The organism is Stutzerimonas stutzeri (assembly GCF_024448935.1).
GTDB lineage: Bacteria > Pseudomonadota > Gammaproteobacteria > Pseudomonadales > Pseudomonadaceae > Stutzerimonas > Stutzerimonas stutzeri_AO.
The window spans coordinates 1-19,235 of sequence record NZ_JAMOIE010000010.1 but is presented as its reverse complement, the minus strand read 5'-3'; the positions used below and the strand labels follow the sequence as shown (position 1 = coordinate 19,235).

15 protein-coding genes and 1 pseudogene are annotated in these 19,235 nt (G+C 59.5%); all 16 read left to right on the top strand.

Annotation, left to right across the window (positions count from 1 at the left end; genetic code table 11):
* Window positions 1-9: 9 nt before the first annotated feature.
* The 16 genes and pseudogenes from NA637_RS04585 to NA637_RS25630 all read left to right on the top strand — a co-directional run bounded on the left by NA637_RS04585 (window position 10) and on the right by NA637_RS25630 (window position 19,171).
* Window positions 10-1,461: an aldehyde dehydrogenase gene (locus NA637_RS04585; protein ID WP_256071160.1), complete on the top strand. Its 1,452-nt coding sequence runs from the start codon at window positions 10-12 to the stop codon at window positions 1,459-1,461.
* A 27-nt stretch (window positions 1,462-1,488) separates the two neighbouring features.
* Complete coding sequence (gene nahC / locus NA637_RS04580) at window positions 1,489-2,397, top strand: 1,2-dihydroxynaphthalene dioxygenase (RefSeq protein WP_256071159.1); 909 nt, start codon at window positions 1,489-1,491, stop codon at window positions 2,395-2,397.
* Window positions 2,398-2,803: 406 nt separating this feature from the next.
* A complete protein-coding gene (locus NA637_RS04575) occupies window positions 2,804-3,808 on the top strand; it encodes a dihydrodipicolinate synthase family protein (RefSeq protein ID WP_003292061.1) in 1,005 nt (334 codons plus the stop codon).
* A 258-nt stretch (window positions 3,809-4,066) separates the two neighbouring features.
* The gene (locus tag NA637_RS04570; protein WP_009399909.1) at window positions 4,067-4,705 is read left to right on the top strand and encodes a 2-hydroxychromene-2-carboxylate isomerase; all 639 of its coding nucleotides are present in this window, start codon (window positions 4,067-4,069) and stop codon (window positions 4,703-4,705) included.
* Between the two features lie 113 nt (window positions 4,706-4,818).
* Window positions 4,819-4,923: an alcohol dehydrogenase catalytic domain-containing protein gene (locus NA637_RS25635; RefSeq protein WP_180983588.1), complete on the top strand. Its 105-nt coding sequence runs from the start codon at window positions 4,819-4,821 to the stop codon at window positions 4,921-4,923.
* Window positions 4,924-5,218: 295 nt separating this feature from the next.
* Entirely contained in the window at window positions 5,219-5,500 is a 282-nt protein-coding gene (locus NA637_RS04565; RefSeq protein ID WP_256071158.1) for a hypothetical protein, read from the top strand.
* 21 nt (window positions 5,501-5,521) lie between these two features.
* Window positions 5,522-6,457, top strand: coding sequence for a SphA family protein (locus tag NA637_RS04560; protein ID WP_256071157.1), 936 nt, complete (start codon window positions 5,522-5,524; stop codon window positions 6,455-6,457).
* A gap of 357 nt (window positions 6,458-6,814) precedes the next feature.
* The gene (locus NA637_RS04555; protein WP_256071156.1) at window positions 6,815-7,576 is read left to right on the top strand and encodes an efflux RND transporter periplasmic adaptor subunit; all 762 of its coding nucleotides are present in this window, start codon (window positions 6,815-6,817) and stop codon (window positions 7,574-7,576) included.
* On the top strand, window positions 7,573-8,892 hold the full coding sequence (locus NA637_RS04550) for an efflux RND transporter periplasmic adaptor subunit (RefSeq protein ID WP_256071155.1): 1,320 nt from the start codon (window positions 7,573-7,575) through the stop codon (window positions 8,890-8,892). Before NA637_RS04555 ends, NA637_RS04550 begins: the two co-directional genes overlap by 4 nt.
* Complete coding sequence (locus NA637_RS04545; protein ID WP_256071154.1) at window positions 8,889-10,988, top strand: site-2 protease family protein; 2,100 nt, start codon at window positions 8,889-8,891, stop codon at window positions 10,986-10,988. The genes NA637_RS04550 and NA637_RS04545 overlap by 4 nt, the downstream gene beginning before the upstream one ends.
* A 118-nt stretch (window positions 10,989-11,106) precedes the next feature.
* Window positions 11,107-11,604 (top strand): GNAT family N-acetyltransferase, encoded by a 498-nt coding sequence (locus NA637_RS04540; protein WP_256071153.1) that lies wholly within the window; start codon window positions 11,107-11,109, stop codon window positions 11,602-11,604.
* Window positions 11,601-11,945 carry a hypothetical protein gene (locus tag NA637_RS04535; RefSeq protein WP_256071152.1) on the top strand — a complete coding sequence of 115 codons (345 nt, stop codon included), beginning with the start codon at window positions 11,601-11,603 and terminating at the stop codon, window positions 11,943-11,945. Before NA637_RS04540 ends, NA637_RS04535 begins: the two co-directional genes overlap by 4 nt.
* Before the next feature lie 43 nt (window positions 11,946-11,988).
* Window positions 11,989-12,627 carry a phage tail protein gene (locus tag NA637_RS04530; RefSeq protein WP_256071151.1) on the top strand — a complete coding sequence of 213 codons (639 nt, stop codon included), beginning with the start codon at window positions 11,989-11,991 and terminating at the stop codon, window positions 12,625-12,627.
* A gap of 89 nt (window positions 12,628-12,716) precedes the next feature.
* Window positions 12,717-16,688, top strand: a complete 3,972-nt coding sequence (locus NA637_RS04525) for a DUF4347 domain-containing protein (protein WP_256071150.1) — start codon at window positions 12,717-12,719, stop codon at window positions 16,686-16,688.
* 171 nt (window positions 16,689-16,859) lie between these two features.
* Window positions 16,860-17,693 (top strand): OmpP1/FadL family transporter, encoded by an 834-nt coding sequence (locus tag NA637_RS04520; RefSeq protein ID WP_256071149.1) that lies wholly within the window; start codon window positions 16,860-16,862, stop codon window positions 17,691-17,693.
* Between the two features lie 373 nt (window positions 17,694-18,066).
* Window positions 18,067-19,171, top strand: a pseudogene (locus tag NA637_RS25630) (integrase core domain-containing protein).
* Window positions 19,172-19,235 lie beyond the last annotated feature (64 nt).

The following is a 19,235-nucleotide window of genomic DNA, read 5'->3' as shown; positions in this document are numbered from 1 at the left end:
TAAAACCGCATGAATACAAAATTGTTTATCAACAATGTCTGGGTCAATTCCAGTGACCAACAGACCTTCGAGCGAAAGCACCCCGTCAGTGGTGAGGTGATGACGGAGTGTGCAAACTCCACGGTGATGGATGCGTTAAAGGCCGCGCAAGCTGCCCAAGAGGCTTTCCAGACCTGGAAGACTGTTGGACCTTCGGAGCGTCGCCGCCTTCTGCTGAGGGTCGCTGAGGTTATGGAAAGTAAAACACCCGAGTTTATCGAAGTGATGGCCAAGGAGGTGGGAGCCTCCGCTCTTTGGGCCGGCATCAATGTCCAGATGTCAGCCAATGTGTTCCGTGAAGCGGCATCGCTGGCTACACAAATTCAGGGGGAAACTATTCCGACAGACAAGTCTGACACGCTCTCAATGACGCTACGTCAGCCGGTCGGTCCGATCCTGAGCATCGTGCCGTGGAACGGCACCGCAGTGCTGGCGGCACGAGCCATCGCTTATCCGCTGGTCTGCGGCAACGCGGTGGTATTCAAAGGTTCTGAGTTTAGTCCCGCGACGCATGCCCTGATCACCCAGTGCGTGCAGGAAGCCGGGCTGCCTGCTGGCGTGCTCAACTATCTCAACTCTTCGCCTGACCGTTCGCCCGAGATCGCCGACGCACTGATCTCAGCCAAGGAGATCCGACGCATCAACTTCACGGGCTCCACCCGCGTGGGCAGTATTATCGCGCAGAAGGCCGCGCAACACCTCAAGCGCTGCCTGCTGGAGCTCGGTGGCAAGTCCCCACTTATTGTTCTGGATGACGCGGACATCGACGCAGCTGTCAAGGCAGCGGTGTTCGGTAGCTTCCTGTTCCAAGGTCAGATCTGCATGTCCACTGAGCGCTTGGTGGTTGATGAGAAGATCGCCGACGAATTTGTCGCCAAGTTTGCCGAAAAGGCCAAGCGTTTGAGCGCGGGCGACCCATGCGTAACTGGCGACTGCATCATCGGCCCAATGGTCTCGCCAAATTCAGGCGAGCGGATCAATGGTTTGTTCAAGGACGCGATCGACAAAGGAGCCACAGTTGCCTGCGGCGGCATGGCCCAAGGTGCGGTCATGCCGGCCACGATCCTGGATCACGTCAAATCCAACATGCGGATCTACGATGAGGAGACCTTCGGTCCCATCACTGTGGTGATCCGTTGCAACGGCGAAGCAGAGGCCATTCGCATTGCCAACGACAGCGCCTATGGCCTGTCGTCGGGCGTATTTGGCCGCGACATCAACCGTGCTTTGCGCGTGGGCATGTCCATCGAATATGGTTCAGTGCACATTAACGGATCGACTGTCCAAACCGAGGCGCAGGCTCCATACGGAGGGACTAAGAAAAGCGGCTACGGGCGCTTCGACGGCCGTGCTGTGATCGATGAGTTCACAGAGCTCAAGTGGCTGACCATCGAGCCTTTCGAGCAGCAGTATCCCTTCTAATAAGCACTAACTCCAAGGAATCAAACTATGAGTAAGCAAACTGCAGTTATTGAACTCGGATACATGGGCATCTCGGTCAAGGATCCTGATGCGTGGAAATCATTCGCCACGAATATGCTGGGCCTGCAAGTTCTTGATGAAGGTGAGAAGGACCGTTTCTATCTACGTATGGATTACTGGCATCATCGAATCGTGGTCCATCATAACGGCCAGGACGACCTGGAATACCTGGGCTGGCGTGTGTCCGGAAAACCGGAGTTCGAGGCTCTCGGTCAAAAACTCATTGACGCCGGTTACGATGTTCGCGTCTGCGATAAAGCCGAGGCTCAGGAACGAATGGTGTTGGGCCTGATGAAGACAGTAGATCCAGGCGGCAACCCGACCGAGATATTCTGGGGCCCCCGGATCGACATGAACAACCCGTTCCATCCCGGCCGCCCCCTGCACGGCAAGTTTGTGACTGGTGACCAAGGCCTGGGTCATTGCATCGTTCGCCAGACCGATGTCGAAGCTGCTCACAAGTTCTATAGTCTTCTGGGCTTGCGTGGGGACGTCGAATACCGGATCCCGCTGCCCAACGGCATGACTGGCGAACTAACGTTCATGCATTGCAATGGTCGGGACCACTCCATTGGGTTTGGTGCCATGCCCGCTGAAAAGAGGCTCAATCATGTGATGCTTGAGTACACCGACATAGAGGATCTGGGATACACCCATCAACAGTTTGTAAAGAACGACATTGACATTGCCTTGCAACTTGGCATTCATGCTAACGACAAGGCGCTGACGTTCTATGGCGCAACACCTTCCGGCTGGCTCATTGAGCCCGGCTGGCGAGGTGCCAAGGCCAGAGACGAAGCGGAGTACTACGTTGGAGACATCTTTGGCCATGGTATCGAGACCACTGGCTACGGCATGGATGTAAAATTGAGTTAAAACTACAACCAAAGTTACAGGCGCAGGCTCTCTTCCAGATATGCGTTGGGGAAAATTACTTATGCTCCTGCAGTATTAATTTTCCCGATTTTGCTCCGGTTCACCCTCACATCGGGGCTGTAATAGATTATGCAAGGATCGTGGCGAATGAGGATGCTAGTCTCAGTCGTTCGATGCAGATCATGCATGGGGTCCAGCACTGCAAGTTCATGTTGACTTAACGAGCGACTGGCTCGTTAGTATTGATATCCGGAAGCTGTTCCTTAAACCGAACGTATAAAGGTGATTGGGCTCCAAGAGGCTACAGCTACGGTAACTCTAGATCCGTAATTTGGAGTCGGTCGCGATTGGACAACGATTCTGACTAACCTAGTTCCAGCTTTTTTACCTAACCAAGAGTGTCTCCATGTCGAATAAAACTATGAAACCAGCGCGTCTTACTGCCGAGGATATCCATGGTGTCTGGGCTATTATGCCAACGCCGGCTACTCCGGATGCTTCTAACTGGCGCAGCACTAACACAGTTGACTTAAACGAGACTGCTCGCATAGTTGAAGAACTGATTGCGGCTGGTGTCAACGGAATTTTAAGTATGGGCACTTTTGGCGAGTGCGCTACGTTGACCTGGGAGGAAAAACGTGACTATGTTTCGACGATTGTCGAAACCATTCGTGGTCGCGTGCCTTATTTCTGCGGCACCACGGCCTTGAATACCCGCGAAGTCATCCGCCAAACTCGTGAGTTTATGGATATGGGCGCCAGCGGTACCATGCTCGGTGTCCCAATGTGGGTGAAGATGGACCTGCCCACAGCGGTCCAGTTCTATCGTGATGTTGCAGAGGCGGTACCGGAGGCTGCCATTGCGATTTACGCTAACCCTGAAGCCTTCAAGTTCGACTTCCCTCGCCCCTTCTGGGCAGAAATGTCCAAAATTCCGCAGGTAGTAACTGCCAAATATCTAGGCATCGGAATGCTTGACTTGGACCTGAAATTGGCACCCAACATCCGCTTCCTTCCACACGAGGATGACTATTACGCGGCCGCACGCATCAATCCTGAGCGCATGACCGCGTTCTGGTCAAGCGGCTCCATGTGCGGCCCGGCTACCGCCATCATGTTGCGTGATGCAGTGGATCAGGCCAAGAGCAGCGGTGACTGGATCAAGGCCAAAGCCATCTCCGATGACATGCGCGCAGCCGATTCGACATTGTTTCCGCGTGGCGACTTTTCGGAGTTCTCGAAATACAACATCGGACTTGAAAAAGCACGCATGGATGCAGCTGGCTGGCTCACAGCTGGACCATGCCGTCCGCCCTATAACATCGTCCCAGAAGACTATATTGCTGGCGCCCTTAAGTCAGGCAAAGCTTGGGCCGCACTGCATGCTAAATACAGCAAGGAATTGAAGTAGTCCAACTCGATTGGTCTGGCGAAATGCTGGAAAAGACGCTGAACGATTTGAAATATATTAGATTAATCATATTTCTTGCGCTACTAGTAGGCGTCGCCAGTTCGGCAAATTTAGCTAAGACTGCTAGTCTCGCAGACTCGGGTGTGAAGTCAGGCTTTAGGAATACCGAATGAAGCCAGCATATCAAGCCGACGATGGGTGCCATCCTTGATGAGGCAACCCACTGTTGGTTGGCTTAGTTTTTTGGAGTGTTTGATTGTGATTGTTGATTTCTATTTCGACTTTTTGAGCCCTTTTTCTTACTTGGCTAACCATCGCTTGTCGAAGCTAGCCCACGATTATAGCTTTTCCATTCGCTATCACTCGATTGATTTGGCGCGAGCCAAAATCGCCATCGGAAACGTAGGCCCCTCCAATCGCGATCTGAAAGTCAAACTTGCCTATTTGATGGTGGATTTAAAACGCTGGGCCGAGCTGTACGGATTACCGTTTTTATTTCCTGCCAATTACAATAGCCAACGGATGAATGCTGGGCTCTATTACTCGGGTGCCGAAACGCAGACTGCTGCTTACGTGAATACAGTATTCAATGCAGTTTGGGGGGAAGGTATAGCTCTGGACTCGGAAAGCCTGCTTGCCCTAGTGTGCGGGACTCTAGGGTGGGATCGCGCTGCTTTCGAGGAGTTTCTCAGCAGCGACGCTGCAACAAATGCGTATGATGAGCATACCCAGGCCGCCATCGAACGTAAAGTATTCGGTGTACCAACGATGTTTTTGGGCGATCAAATGTGGTGGGGCAACGACCGTCTATTTATGCTCGAGAACACACTGAGGTGCGGCTGTAGTGCTGGAATAGCCGCCGCGGGGGAAACCGGAGTAAAACCGGTAACAGAATGAGATGGAAATCAAAGCGGCAATAGTCCGTAAAAAAACGGCCCATTCTTATTCGGGCATGTAGCTCTTAATGAGCTGCAGAAGATCAAGTTCTCGTTATATTTGTTGCGACCGGGTTGTGTCATACGGATCTGATTTGTCGCGATCAGCATTATCCGGTTCCGCTCCCGATGGTTTTAGGGCATGAAGGGCCTGGTGTAGTTCCTGCTATTCAATCGTAAGCTTCGTGGAATCGTCGAAGATCAGTCGATTTCAGATATTTTTATTCCGAGGTTGGTAGAACTTTATCGCCAGGGGAAGTTTCTATTTGACAAGCTAATTAAGTTTTATCCTTTTGAGGAAATCAATCGAGCCGCCGAAGACTCGGAAGAAGGGGTCACGCTCAAGCCGGTGCTCCATATTGGTTGAAACGTGCTGGTAGAATTACGCGGCTCGTGTGGGCTTTTCTAAGGTTGCGGGCAGTTTGCTTTTAGTGATGTTGTATCCCAAAAACAAAATTAATAAACGGTGGAACATATGATTAAAAAAACAAATTTACTCAATAAAACAATTAGTGCTGCGATCTTGGGTATTGCGTCAAGCCATGCGGTAGCGACGGATGGTGTGATTTTGGAGGGCTTTGGCGCGGTTTCCAGAAGCATGGGCGGTACGGCTGTTGCTCATTATGTCGGGCCCGCGTCAATGATGGTCAACCCAGCGACAATGGACTTGTCTGATGCGACAGGTGAAATACTGCTAGGGCTAGATCTGATTACCACCGCATCCGGCGCTGGCTCGCTAGTGCTGCCGTACACCTGACAATAACGGGGAGATACACGCATGAAAAAGCAGTGGATGTACGTGTGCGGGGCCGGTTTGATGATTGCCCAGGGGGCGAATGCCTATGACCTGCCGGTGGTCAACTTGGGGATGACCAGCTTTCTGGACGGCGGCCTGCCCGCAGGCCCGGGCTGGTATCTGCAGGAATATTTCCAGAACTACAGCGCGGATAAATTGCGCGACAAGGACGGCAAGGCGCTTGGCTTGCCCAAGCAGGACCTGGACTATCAGGTCGCGGTCACCCAACTCAGCTACCTGTCGAACCTGCGCCTGGGCAACGCCAGCCTGGGGATGAACATGTTGCTGCCGGTGGTCACCCGGATGAAGGTCGACGACGGGCTGAACAACGCGGCGCTCAGGGGCCAGACCGGCATGGGCGACCTGCTGATCGGGCCGTTTATTCAGTTCGACCCGATCATGGGCCCCGATGGGCCGCGCTTTGTTCATCGCATCGAATTGCAGGTCAACCTGCCGACGGGCGAGTACGACGACAAGCACGCGATCAACCCCGGCAACAACGCCTGGTCGTTCAACCCGTATTGGGCGGGCACGTACTGGTTCACCCCCAAGTGGACCGCCTCGTTCCGTGCCCACTACCTCTATAACGGCAAAAACAACGACCCTGCGCAGTCCTTCGGCGGTGTCGACGATATTCAGGCCGGGCAGGCGCTGCACAGCAACTTTGCCAGCGGATATGCGGTGACGGATCAACTGCGCCTGGGGGTCAACGGCTACTGGCTGAAGCAGATCACCGACACCCGGATCGACGGCCACGACGTCTCCGGGCGCCGTGAGAAAGTCTTGGCCATTGGGCCGGGCGGCATGTACAGCTTCTCGCCCAATGACCATGTGTTCGTGAACGCCTACTTCGAACAGGACGTGGAAAACCGCCCGGACGGCAGCCGTGTGCAAGTGCGCTACGTCCACCACTTCTAAACCGGCACCCGCGTCGCTCCACAGCACGTTGCGGTTTTTGCCTGCCTTCTCGGCAGGCTTTTTTTATTGCGCAGTACAAGTACCTGTCCGTGGCCATTACCGCGTTTTCGCCTGTATTGAGGGGCCGCAGTCCGCTCAATGGCTACTTTCGGGCTGGAAAAAACATTGATAGCATCCCGCCATCTGAGTTGGACGCATTTTGTTGTAATTCACCCTTTCGAATGACCTCGGCCCCTTAGCGGCACGAGGCGGGTTGCCCGTGCTGACCAACGGTGATTCAGGTTCGCCGGGAACCTGCTGATACTCCGATTGAATGACTCCGATTTAATATTTCGACTTCTTACAGGGATGTAGCCAATGAAGCAGGCAGTGTGGTGGGCGGCGTTGGCCCTGATCAGCGGCGCGGTACAGGCGGCGAGCGAAAGCGACCCGTTGCTGGATGGCGTCACGTCCACCTCCAGCGAGGTCCGCGGGGTGCTGCGTGCCCGTTCCCAGGCGGTCCTGGCCAGTGAATTGCCGGGCCGGGTGACGGAGCTGCCGTACGCCGAAGGCCAGTCGTTCAGCAAGGGCGATGTGCTGGTGCGCTTCGATTGCAGCGCTTACCAGGCTCAGGCCAATGCATCCGGCGCCGCGGTGCGTGCGGCCCGCGAGGAGTTGCGCAACAAGCAGCAACTGGCCGCCCTCAATTCCGTCGGCCGTTTCGAAGTGGCCCTGGCCGAGGCCCGGCAGGCCCAGGCCCAGGCCGAATCCCAGGTTTATCAGGTCCAGGTCCAGCGCTGCCAGGTCAAGGCGCCGTTCGATGGCCAGGTCGTGTCGCGCCGTGTCCAGGCGCACGAAAGCGTCGCCAGCGGCTCGCCCCTGCTGGAAATCGTCGACAACCGCTCCCTGGAAATCCACTTGCTGGTGCCGTCGCGCTGGCTGGGCAAGCTCAAGCCCGAGCAGACCTTCAGTTTTGTCCCCGATGAAACCGGCACGCCGATCAATGCCGTGGTCAAGCGCCTGGGCGCGCGGATCGACGAGGGCAGCCAGACGTTGCTGCTGATCGGCAGCGTGCCGGCCAACACCCCGGGCCTGCTGGCCGGGATGAGCGGCACCGCGCACTTTGCGTCGGCGCCATGAACGCCCCCGTCCCTGGCGCCCTTGAGCAACTGCTGGCGCACTATTTAAAGCTGGAGCGTCAGGCTCGGGCGGCCGTTTCGGTGCAGATGCTGTCCTTCAGCATGGTCAACGACAGCCAGGCGCTGTTTGGCTTTCGCCATGCGGCGTTGCTGATCACCGGCAAGGTCCGGGCCCTGACCGGAATCAGCGCGGTCGAGCCGAATGCGCCTTTCGTGGTGTTTATCGAACGGGTTGCCGGGCGCCTGGCTGCGGGTGATCGCTTCGCGTTGCCGGGCGTGGTCCCGCCCGAGAGCCTGGACCAGGCCTGTCGTGACGACTGGCAGGCATTGTCGGCGCCCCATGCCTTTTGGTTGCCGCTCAAAAACCGTGAGGGCGATGTATTTGGCGGGCTGTGGCTGGCTCGCGACAACCCCTGGAGCGAGGCTGAACAGGTCCTGCTGGTGCAACTGGGTGATTGCTACAGCCACGCCTGGCGTGCCCTGCAACCGGGCAAGCCGTGGCGTATGCGCTGGCCGGCGCGAACCCGCTGGGCGCTGGCCGGCGCCTTGTTGCTGGTGCTGCTGGTGCCGGTGCGCCAATCGGTGCTGGCGCCCGCCGAAGTGGTCCCGCGCAACGGCCAGGTCGTGGCCGCGCCGCTGGACGGGGTGGTGGCCGAGTTCCTGGTCAAGCCCAACCAACCGGTTCAGGCCGGGCAGGTGTTGGTGCGCTTTGATGCCACCAGCCTCAAGGCCCAGGCCGATGTGGCCGAGCGCACCCTCGGCGTTGCCGAGGCCGAATTCAAGGCCAATACCCAGCGTGCGTTTTCCGATGCCGATTCCAGTGCCCGGCTCGATCTGCTGGCGGCGCGGGTCGCGCAAAAGCGCGCCGAACGTGACTACGCCCGAGAACTGCTGGCGCGCAGCGAAGTTCGGGCCGAGCGCGATGGTATTGCGGTGTTCGCCGACGCCCAGCGCTGGACCGGCAAACCGGTGCGCACGGGCGAGCGGCTGCTGGAAATCGCCGACCCGACCCAGGCCGAACTGCGTATCGAACTGCCGGTCGCCGATGCCATCGGTCTGGAGCAGGGCGCCGAAGTGGCGCTGTTCCTCGACAGCGACCCGCTCAATCGCCACGGCGCGACGCTCGAACGCGCGGCGTATCAGGCGCAAAGCACCTCGAGCGGGCAGTTGGCCTATCGACTCGATGCGATCTTCGATGCCAGCCCGCCGCGTATCGGTTTGCGCGGAACGGCCAAGGTCTTCGGTGACCGCGCGCCGCTGGCGCTGTATCTGCTGCGCCGGCCGTTGGCGGCCCTGCGCCAGGCGGTGGGCCTGTGACACTGCCGGCGCTGCGCGCCGACCTGCAGCTGTCGGTGGGTGCGCCAGGGCTCGACGGTTCGCCGCAATGGACCCTGGCCGACCCGTTGCGCGGCAAGTATTTCAAACTGGGGGCGCCGGCCATGCGGCTGCTGCGCCACTGGGCGCTGAGCGATCCGACGCGCGTGCTGAACGCCGCCAACGCCGAACCCGGCGAGCCGCTGGGGCCGCAGTCGATTGAAGAGCTGCTGCGTTTTCTGCGCGGGCATGACCTGATCAGTGCCAGCGACGCCGAGCAGCGTGCCGGGTACGAGGTCAAGGCGGCCAGTCAGCGCCAGGGCGTGTGGACGCAGCTTTTGCACAAATACCTGTTTTTTCGGATTCCGCTGTGGCGGCCGGACGCCTTTCTCAATCGCACCTGGCCGTGGCTGGAGCGTTACGGGCCGAAGCTGTTGCGCATTGGCCTGCCGAGCGTCCTGCTGCTGGGTATTTTTTTGGTGATGCGGGACTGGGAACGCTTTCTTTCGACCTTTCCGCACCTGCTCAGCCTGGGGGGCATGGCCGCTTTCGCGATCGCCCTGGGCTTTGCCAAGCTCTGCCACGAGTTCGGCCACGCCTATATGGCCAAGCGCGCCGGGTGTCGGGTGCCGAGCATGGGCGTGGCGTTCATGGTGCTGCTGCCGATGCTCTACACCGATGTCAGCGATGCCTGGCGCGTGCAGGACCGGCGCACGCGGCTGCTGATCGGCGCCGGCGGCGTACTGGCCGAACTGGTGCTGGCGTGCATCGCCTTGCTCGCCTGGTCGTTGCTGCCGGAGGGGGCCGGGCGCACGGCGGCGTTCATGCTGGCCAGCGCCACGTGGATTACCACCGTGGCGATCAACGTCAACCCGCTGATGCGCTTCGACGGCTACTTCCTGCTTAGCGACCTGTGGGGGGTCGACAACCTGCAGAGCCGTGGTTTCGCCCTGTGCCGCTGGCACCTGCGCGAGCGGTTGTTCGGCTATGGTGAGCCGCCGCCCGAGCGCTGGTCGCCGGGGTTGCGCAAGCGTTTGCTGTGCTGGGGCTACGCCTCGTGGATCTGGCGCGCGGCGCTGTTCCTCGGGATCGCCCTGGCGGTGTATCACATGTTCTTCAAGGTGCTCGGCATCTTCCTGATGATGGTCGAGCTGGTGTGGTTTATCGGCCTGCCGATCTGGCGCGAGTGGCAGCACTGGTGGGAGCACCGGGACAAGGCCCAGCCACGCAAGGTGCTGGTGCTCGGTGTTGGGTTGCTGATGCTGCTGGCGGTGCTGGTGGTGCCGTGGCGCAGCGGCGTGGAAGTGCCGGCGATGCTCGAAGCGGCGCGGATCAGTGCGCTGCATGCGCCGGCGCCGGCGCGGATTCGCGAGGTGCTGGTGAGCGACGGTCAGCCAGTGACGGAGAACCAGGTCCTGGTGGCGCTGGAGTCCCCGGACCTGGAATCGCGCATGGGCATCACCCGCCGCGAGATCGAGATACTGCAACTGCAGCTGCGTCGCCAGTCGAGCCGCAGTGCCACGGCGGCCGACAGCGGCATTCTCGAACAGCGCCTGGCCGAGGCCGTGGCCGAATACCGTGGCCTGGCGGCGCAGCGCGAACGCCTGAGCCTGCGAGCGCCCCACGCAGGGGTGGTGCGCGACCTGGCGCAGAACCTTGCGCCGGGCCGCTGGGTTGCCGTGGACCTGCCGCTGGCCCAGGTGGCCGAGGGTGGGCTGCGCTTGCGCGGCTACCTGGCCGAGGCCGATTTGTGGCGGGTGGCGCCGGGGGCTCGCGGACATTTCGTGGCGGATGACGTGCTGCGTGACTCCCTGGCGGTGAGCCTCGAGGAAGTGGATGCCAATGGTGTCTCTTATATCGATCAGCAAGCGCTGGCGTCCGATCATCACGGGCCGATTGCCGTGCGCCGTGACGAGGAGAAGCGGGCGCAGCCGCTGGAGGCTCAATATGGCGTGCGTTTCGAGCTTGAATCCGCAGCGCCGCAGCAAGTGGCGCACCCGCAGAAAGGTCTGGTGGTGCTGGACGGAGAGGCCATGTCGGTGCTGGGATCGACTTGGCGACGAATGGCCGCACTTGTTGTAAGGGAAAGTGGATTTTAGTAGTGCGATTGTCAGACAGTTCGGATAATCTGATGTCAATTGGCTATACCTCCGATGCATGACGTTCGTCACAAAAACCGTTGGCTTGTAAAGTTATTCAGACAGGGAAGTTGCTTTGATGTCGAAGTGCGCTGTGGAACTCCGTGCCTTGCATCCAGGGGATATGGCCTTTATCGAGCGCCTTTATGCCGGCTCGCGGGCTATGGAAATGTCCCATAGCGGCTGGCCCGACGAGCAGATAGCCACCTTCCTCAGCCAACAGTTTCACGCCCAGCACATCTACTACCAGACCCATTATCCCGACGGTGAGTTTTTCATCGTCGAGCATGAAGGGCGGGCCATCGGTCGTCTGTACCTGTTCTGGGGCCCGACTTCGCTCAACCTCATCGATATCACGTTGCTCCCCGATTTTCAGGGACGGGGCATCGGCACCGCGCTGATCGAAGACCAACTGCACAAGGTCGACGAGCAGGGGCTGGGTGTCGATCTGTTCGTCGAGCCCTACAACCCCGCTCAGCGCCTCTATGCGCGGATGGGTTTTTACCTCAACGGTGACTCGGGGGTGTATCAGCGGTTGCGCCGCGACCCGCGGACCGAATCAAGGACAGTGGCATGAGCGACGAGATCATTTACCCGATACCCAGCCTCAAGGAAATCCAGGAGGCGGGTACGCAAGGTTTCGTGCTGCAGGTCGGGCCCGACCAGGGGTTGAAGGTGGACGTGCTGGGCGTGCGCGAAGGCATTGCAATGAACCGGGATTACGAAGGCTATTCGCTGCTGCTGGTGTTGCCGCAGGGAGTGGCGCTGCCCCAGGCGGTTTTCAACCTGTTTGGCCCCGGCCGCGAACAACCCTGGCAATTGCTGATGACGCCTCTGCTGCCCGAGGCCGACGGTCGTCATGTGCTTGAAGCGGTCGTTCATCGCAAGCGCGAGATCGCACAGAGCGCAACGGTTTGATTACGCAACACCAAACCCCGCAACTCAACAAAGGAACTGTTCGATGGCTGATCCATTCATTGGCGAAATCAAGATGCTGGGCAGCAATTACGCTCCCCGCGGGTACGCGATGTGCAACGGGCAAACGCTGCCCCTGAGTCAGAACCAGGCGCTGTTCGCGATATTGGGCACTGTCTATGGCGGCGACGGCAGGACGACCGTGGGCCTGCCGGACTTCCAGGGACGTACGCCTGTTGGCTGGGGCCAGGGTACAGGCCTCTCGATGTACGCCCTGGGTGAAAAGGGAGGGCTGGAGAACGCTACCCCACTGATCACGAATATGCCCAGCCATAGCCATGTACTGATTCCTTCCGGCAACGTCGCCCCCCTTTCCGGCACCAGCATCAACCAGGTGGTCAACGCCGTGGCCACCAGTGAGACACCGATTCCCGGCGGTTGCCTGGGGATCGTCAATGATGGGACCGGCACCAACCTGATGGCCTATCACAGCGGCAAGGACAATAGCGGCGCCCCGCTTGCGCGGGTGGATCTGGCGCCTTGCCCCGCGAGCGTGAGCGGTAGTCTCGTCAATCCCGGTACGGTAGGTATCTCCGGCGGGGGCATACCGTTTCCTGTGTTGAACCCATACCAGGCCGTGACTTTCGTCATTGCGCTGCTGGGTATTTACCCGTCCCGCGACTGATCGCAACAACCGGCGGTGCCCAGGGGCACCGCTACTTTTTTGCCGCCGCGCCGGTATTGGCGAGGCGATGGCACACCAGGAGATGCAATATGAAACTCATCGAACGTTTTGCGCGCAAGTTCGCCCAGCAGCCCCAGCCCGCCGACCCTGGCCAGGCCCCGCTGTTGATGGCCCTTGAACCGCGAATCATGTTCGATGCGTCCGTGGGCGTGGTCGCCCAGGATGCGGCGGCGCAGACCACGGCCGACGCTGCCAAGGACAGCACCTCCAGCAACGAAACCGCCAATGCCCAGGGCCAGGGGGCCACGGCCGATACGGGTGGCCAGCAGGGTTCGCAGCGCCATGAAGTGGTGTTTGTCGATGGCCAGGTCACCAACACCGCGCAATTGCTCGATGGCTTGTCCGCCAACGCCGAGGTGGTGATCCTCGACCCCACCAAGGACGGCTTGCAGCAGATGGCCGACTACCTCAAGGGCCGCGAAGGGCTGGATGCGATCCACCTGCTGTCCCACGGTGCCGACGGAACGGTGCAGATGGGCAACGTCTGGCTGGCCAGCAGTAACCTTTCCGAACACCGCGAAGCCCTCGAAAGCATCGGTGCGGCGCTCAAGGCCGATGGCGACCTGATGCTCTACGGCTGCAATGTCGGTGAAGGCGCGAAAGGCCAACTCTTTATCGACCAATTAGCCGCAATGACCGGCGCCGATGTGGCCGCCTCGGTGGACGGCACGGGTGCGGCGGCCCTGGGTGGCAACTGGACCCTGGAACGCAGCAGCGGCGTCATTGAAACCGGCACCTTGAGCGTGGCCGGCTATACCAGCCTGATGGCAGTGAACTACACCGGCGGGCCTTCCGGTACTGCGCCCCTGCTGGGGGCGAGCGGGAGCCTTATGCGCGCGGTAGTTGGCGACTTCAACAACGACGGTCGCGCCGACATTCTGTACCAAGGGGCGGGCGTCGCAGCCGCCTGGAACCTGGCGCTGGGCAATGCCAACGGCACCTTCACCGTCGTCAGTCAGGCCGCTTCGCCCTTCGCCTTCGTGACGCTGCCCGACGCCGCGACTGGCGGCGTCAACTACCATGCCGCCGACTTCGATGGTGACGGGGATATCGACCTGCTGGTGGCCGCGGTCAGCGGGCCTTCGCTGACCCTGTTTCGCAATAACGGCTCGAGCTTTACCGCCGAGGCCCTCAGTGGCGGTCCGACCAATGGCGTGAGGAGCCTTGCCGGCGACTTCGACGGCAATGGCTCCATCGATTTTCTCTATCAGACCGACTCTGTTCCCGGCTCGTCCTGGAGGGTCATGCTGAACAACGGCAACGGCAGCTTCGTCGATATGCTCAGCACCGATTCGCTGTCGCCGTTCAGGAGCCTGGCCTTGCCCGATTTCAGCGCCTATAACTTCAAGGCGGCGGATATCGATGGCGACGGCGATACGGACCTGCTGTATATGATTGCCGGTGGTCAGATCCGCTATTTTCGCAATGACAATGCCCTCTTCACCGAGGTTGCCGGCGGCGTGTCGGGCCTGCCCGTCACGACGGTCAACCGGGTGGTGGTGGGGGACTTCGATGGCGATGGGGATGCTGATGTCCTCTACCAGACCGGTAGCAATGGCACGGCATGGCGCTACGCTCGCAACGACGGTGGCAGCTTTACCGACCTGGCCCAGGCAGACTCGCCGTTTTCCGGCGTCAGCCTGGCCGACATGACCAACCAGCAGTACCGCGTCGGTGACTTCGACGGTGACGGTGACCTCGATATCTTCGTCAGCTCCACCACCGCCAGCAGTGTCTATTTTCAGGGTGGCAGCCTGCCCAAACTGGTCAGCGCCACCCCCGCCGACAACGCCCTGAACGCTTCGCCCTCGGCCAATATCGTGTTGACCTTCGACCAGTCGGTGAGCAAGGGCAGCGGTAATATCTACATCGTGCGCACCAGCGACAATGTCGTGGTACAGACCATTGCCGTGGGCAGCAGCGCGGTCACCGGTTCCGGCACCACCTGGTCCATCGACCCGCCGATGGACCTGGCCCAGGGGGTGGAGTACGCGGTGCGCATCGACGGCAAGACCTTCGCCAACACCAATGGCCAGGCCTACAAGGGCATCCAGGACCTCACCACGCTGAACTTCACCACGGCGAGCAACCAGGCCCCGGTGGTCGGCAACGTCAATGGCGACACGATCACCTATACCGAGGGCAGCACCATTGCCCTGCTCGACCAGGGCAGCAATGCCGTGGTCACCGATGGCGACTCGGCCAACTTCTCCGGCGGCAACCTGCGCGTGGAAATCACCACGGGCGGCACGACGGCCGAAGATGTCCTGATGGTTCGTGACCAGGGCAGCGGTGCCGGCATGATCACGCTGACGGGTAACTCCATCTTCCATAGCGGGGTCTTGATCGGCAGCTATGTCGGTGGTACTGCCGGCAATGCCCTGGTCATTTCCCTGAACGCCAGCGCCACGCCGACGGCGGTGTCCGCGCTGGTGCAGAACCTGGGGTATCGCAATAGCAACACCACCGACCCGTCGGGTGCCGCCCGCACTGTGCGCGTTACCCTGACCGACGACACCGGCACGGCCAGCACCGCGGCGACGGTCACGGTCAACGTCGCGACCGTCAACGATGCCCCTGTGGTCAGCGTCACGCCGAGCAACCCGACGTTCACCGAAAAAGGCGCGGCCGTGAGCGTGTTCAGCGGCGCGAGCATCAACACGGTCGAGGCCGGGCAAAGCGTCACCCAGATGGTCGTACGGGTTTCCAACGTGGCCAACGGCTCATCCGAGAAACTGATTATCGACGGCAGCGAGGTGAGCCTGACCGCCGGCACGTCCCTGGTGACCACCAATGGTCTGTCCGTGTCAGTGACGGTTACCGCCGGTACCGCCACGGTCACCCTGACGCACGCAGGGCTGAACTCGGCGGCGGCGCAGGGCGTCGTCAATGGCATCGGTTATCGCAACGACAGCCAGGCGCCCAGCGACGCGGCGCGCACGGTCACCCTGGACAGCGTGCGTGACAGTGGCAGCACCGCCAACGGTGGCATCAACGCCGTGGCCGTCGGCGTGGCCAGCGTCGTGAGCCTGGTGGCCGTCAACGATGCGCCGACCCTCAGCGGCGGCCCCTATGCGGTGCCCACCATCAACGAAGACACCATCAGCCCCGGCGTGCTGGTCTCCACCGTCCTGGCGGGCGCCACCTATGCCGATGCGGACTCGGGCGGCCTGTCCGGTATCGCCGTGACAGCCACCACCGGTCGTGGCACCTGGCAGTATTCCACCGACAACACCAACTGGACCAACTTCGGCACGGTGTCGGGCTCCGGCGCCTTGCTGCTGAGCTCCACCACCTACGTGCGCTACGTCCCGGATGGCGCCAACAGCGAAAGCGCCAGCTTCACTTACCGCGCCTGGGACCGTACCAGCGGCACTGCGTCCGCCACCACCATGCGCAGTACCGCCGACGTCACGATCAATGGTGGCACCACCGCGTTCTCCAACGGCACCGCCCAGGCCACCCTGGCGGTCAGTGCGGTTAACGACGCACCGGTCATGAACCCGGTGGCGCCGGTCATGACACCGCTTACCGACGGCTCGACCAACAATGCCGGCGACCTGGTCAGTTCCCTGATCGGCGGCATCAGCGACGTGGATACCGGCGCGCTGTCGGGCATCGTCGTCACCGGCACCACCGCCACTTACGGCACGTGGCAGTACAGCGTCAACGGCGGTGCCACCTGGAACAACGTGGGCATTGTGTCCAACTCGGCGGCGTTGATGCTGCGCGGCACCGACCGGGTGCGCTTCGTCCCCGACGGTATCCGCAGCGAGACCGCTACCATCACCTTCAAGGGCTGGGACCAGACCACCGGCACCGCCGGCTGGCAGGGTGTGAAGAGCCAGATATCAGCGCCACCAATCTTGGTACAGGCGAGAAAGCGTCATCAAGTCGGCATTCTAATAATAGAGGCCCCTATGTTGCCCCTCAGCTTGCTTTTATCCGTAAAGTTTCTAACTGGACCTTTGGCGCGGGCATATTCGCACAAGCGGGGATAGGGGTCGAGTATGGGAAGGACAGTTTTTTGTCCCGCGGCGATATTGGCGGAATGGGCTATGCCGCCGATGCTGATACCGGCCTTGAGAACGCCAGTCGCTTGTTTGTACTTGACATACCTTTTGCCGTGAGTTTTAAGATTAACGATCGTCTTGTTATCGGTGGATCGCTAGATGCAAAATGGATCTGGTTTGAATCTCGATTATTTGCTGGGAACGAACCAGTTGGGTAGTCTCGCCGGTGATGGGCGTGTGTCCGGTTCGCTGTTGGGCTTGATCGGCACTTTACCCGACCCGCGGGGTGTGCATTTGAGCGTTAGCCAAAACAAGGAACTTGCGAGTGGTGTCGATGGTTGGGGATACTCGGGTAGGTTAGGTTTGCTATATAAGATTACGCCAACGACCAAGTTGGGTATCTCCTACATGCTCAAAAGCCATATGAACGATTTGAAAGGGAAGGGGACTATTACCGCGGTAGATGGCCTCATCGGTAATGTGCCTATCGAGGGCGAGGTTCGTGTTTTAGACTTTAATACCCCTGCCAAACTTGACGTGGGTCTGAGCCACCAAGTTACGGACAAATTACTCGTTGCTGTTGATGTGTCTCGCGTTTTTTGGAAGGATGCCTGGAAGGATATAAAGGTAGGGTTTTCTAGTGATGTTGGTGATGTCGACTTAAGACTTCCTCAAAATGCCAAGGATCAAACAATAGTGGCGATTGGGGCTTCGTATGCAGCTACCCCGAATTTAACAGTGCGAGCAGGTTACCGTCAGGCGACGCAGCCCTTTAATGATGAGGGATTGTTGGCGCTAGTTCCGGGTATTTTGCGGAAACACGCTTCCTTGGGATTCAGCTACCAAGTATCAAAATCGGGTAGGTTCGATGCTGCGTATTCGCATGCCTTCGAGCAAAGTATGACCAATCGATCGGCTTACAACACCTCGTCGCCCGTGAGATCGTCCATGTCGCAAGATAATTTCGTCTTAGCCTATAATTATTCATTCTGATTAAATCGCTATCGTGAGCATCTGAAGTTCGTACTAATTAATTTTAGCCGCTGTCTTTGTTGGCTCGATCTTCGGGGGCAATAGCGATCTGGTTGACTAGGATGGTCTGAAGTAGTCACGTATTTCTGGCTGACTTCAGCCCTGCCAATTTTAAAAGCGGCGATTCGTCTAAAAAACGATCGAATCATCTATTCCTTCTGGATTTTTAGCCGCCGCGAGCACCTCGCGGCGGCCATTTCCCGCATTACAGGTGCGGATTCCACGGCCATCCGGCCACCCATTCCATGAGCATCTGGCCACCGATTCCGACGTCTCCCCTGATTTGAGTAGCGCTCAGCTTTAGAGTCCAATCCCAGTAACCAGGAGATTGGACATGAAGAAGCGTTTCACTGAAGAGCAAATCATTGGCTTTCTACGCGAAGCCGAGGCTGGGCTGCCGATCAAGGAGCTGTGTCGTCGGCACGGCTTTTCAGAGGCCAGTTACTACCTCTGGCGCAGCAAGTTTGGCGGGATGAGCGTGTCGGATGCCAAGCGCCTGAAGGAGCTGGAAAGCGAAAATGCCCGGCTTAAGAAAATGCTCGCCGAGTCGATGCTGGAGATTGAAGTCACCCGCGAGGCGTTGCGAAAAAAGTGGTGAGCGCACCCTCGCGTCGAGAGCTGGTGCGCCACATGACGGCACGCGGCTTGAGTGAGCGCCGAGCGCTTCAGGTGATGCGCATGAGCGCCAGTGCTCTGCGCTACCAACCGAGGCCGGATCGCAACCAGAGCCTGCGCAAGCGCATTGTGGCCCTGGCTCATCGGCATCGCCGCTATGGCGCCGCGATGATCTATTTGAAGCAGGCTCTTGATGACACGCCCTTCAGCCGTGCGATCAAATACAAAGTCCATCGACCAGACCTGGTTGGCGGCCCGCGGGCGGCCCAGCGGCTGTCGATCTGCAATCGGAATCTTCTTGCGCTTACGCCTTTTCACCTGCAAGCGGGCTTCGGCATACAGGCGCTCCACCCGCTTGTGGTTGACCACCTCGCCAGCCTGGCCCTGACCGTGGTGGATGATGCCACCCATGAGGCTGTAGCCATCGTGCCGGAAAGAGCGATTGGCGGGCTTTCGTTGACGCGCATCCTGGATCGTCTGGCCATGTCACGCGGACTGCCCAAAGCCATCCGCACGGACAATGGCAAGGAGTTCTGTGGCAGGGCCATGCTGACCTGGGCTCATCAGCGAGGTGTGCAGCTGTTCCTGATTGAGCCAGGTAAGCCCAATCAGAATGCCTACATCGAATCGTTTAACGGGCGCTTCCGTGATGAATGCCTGAACGAACACTGGTTCACCAGCCTGCCGCACGCCAAGGTAGTGATTGAGTCCTGGCGGAGGGAATACAACGAAGAGAGACCGAAGAAAGGGCTTGGTGGGTTAACCCCATCGGCCTATGCCGAGCAACTGGCCTCGAAAGCCGTTACATTGACCCAGGACTCTAAAGCCAGCTGCTACTGAAGACGGGGAGACGTCGCACCCGCCCGAGTTTCCGATGAAACAGATCAC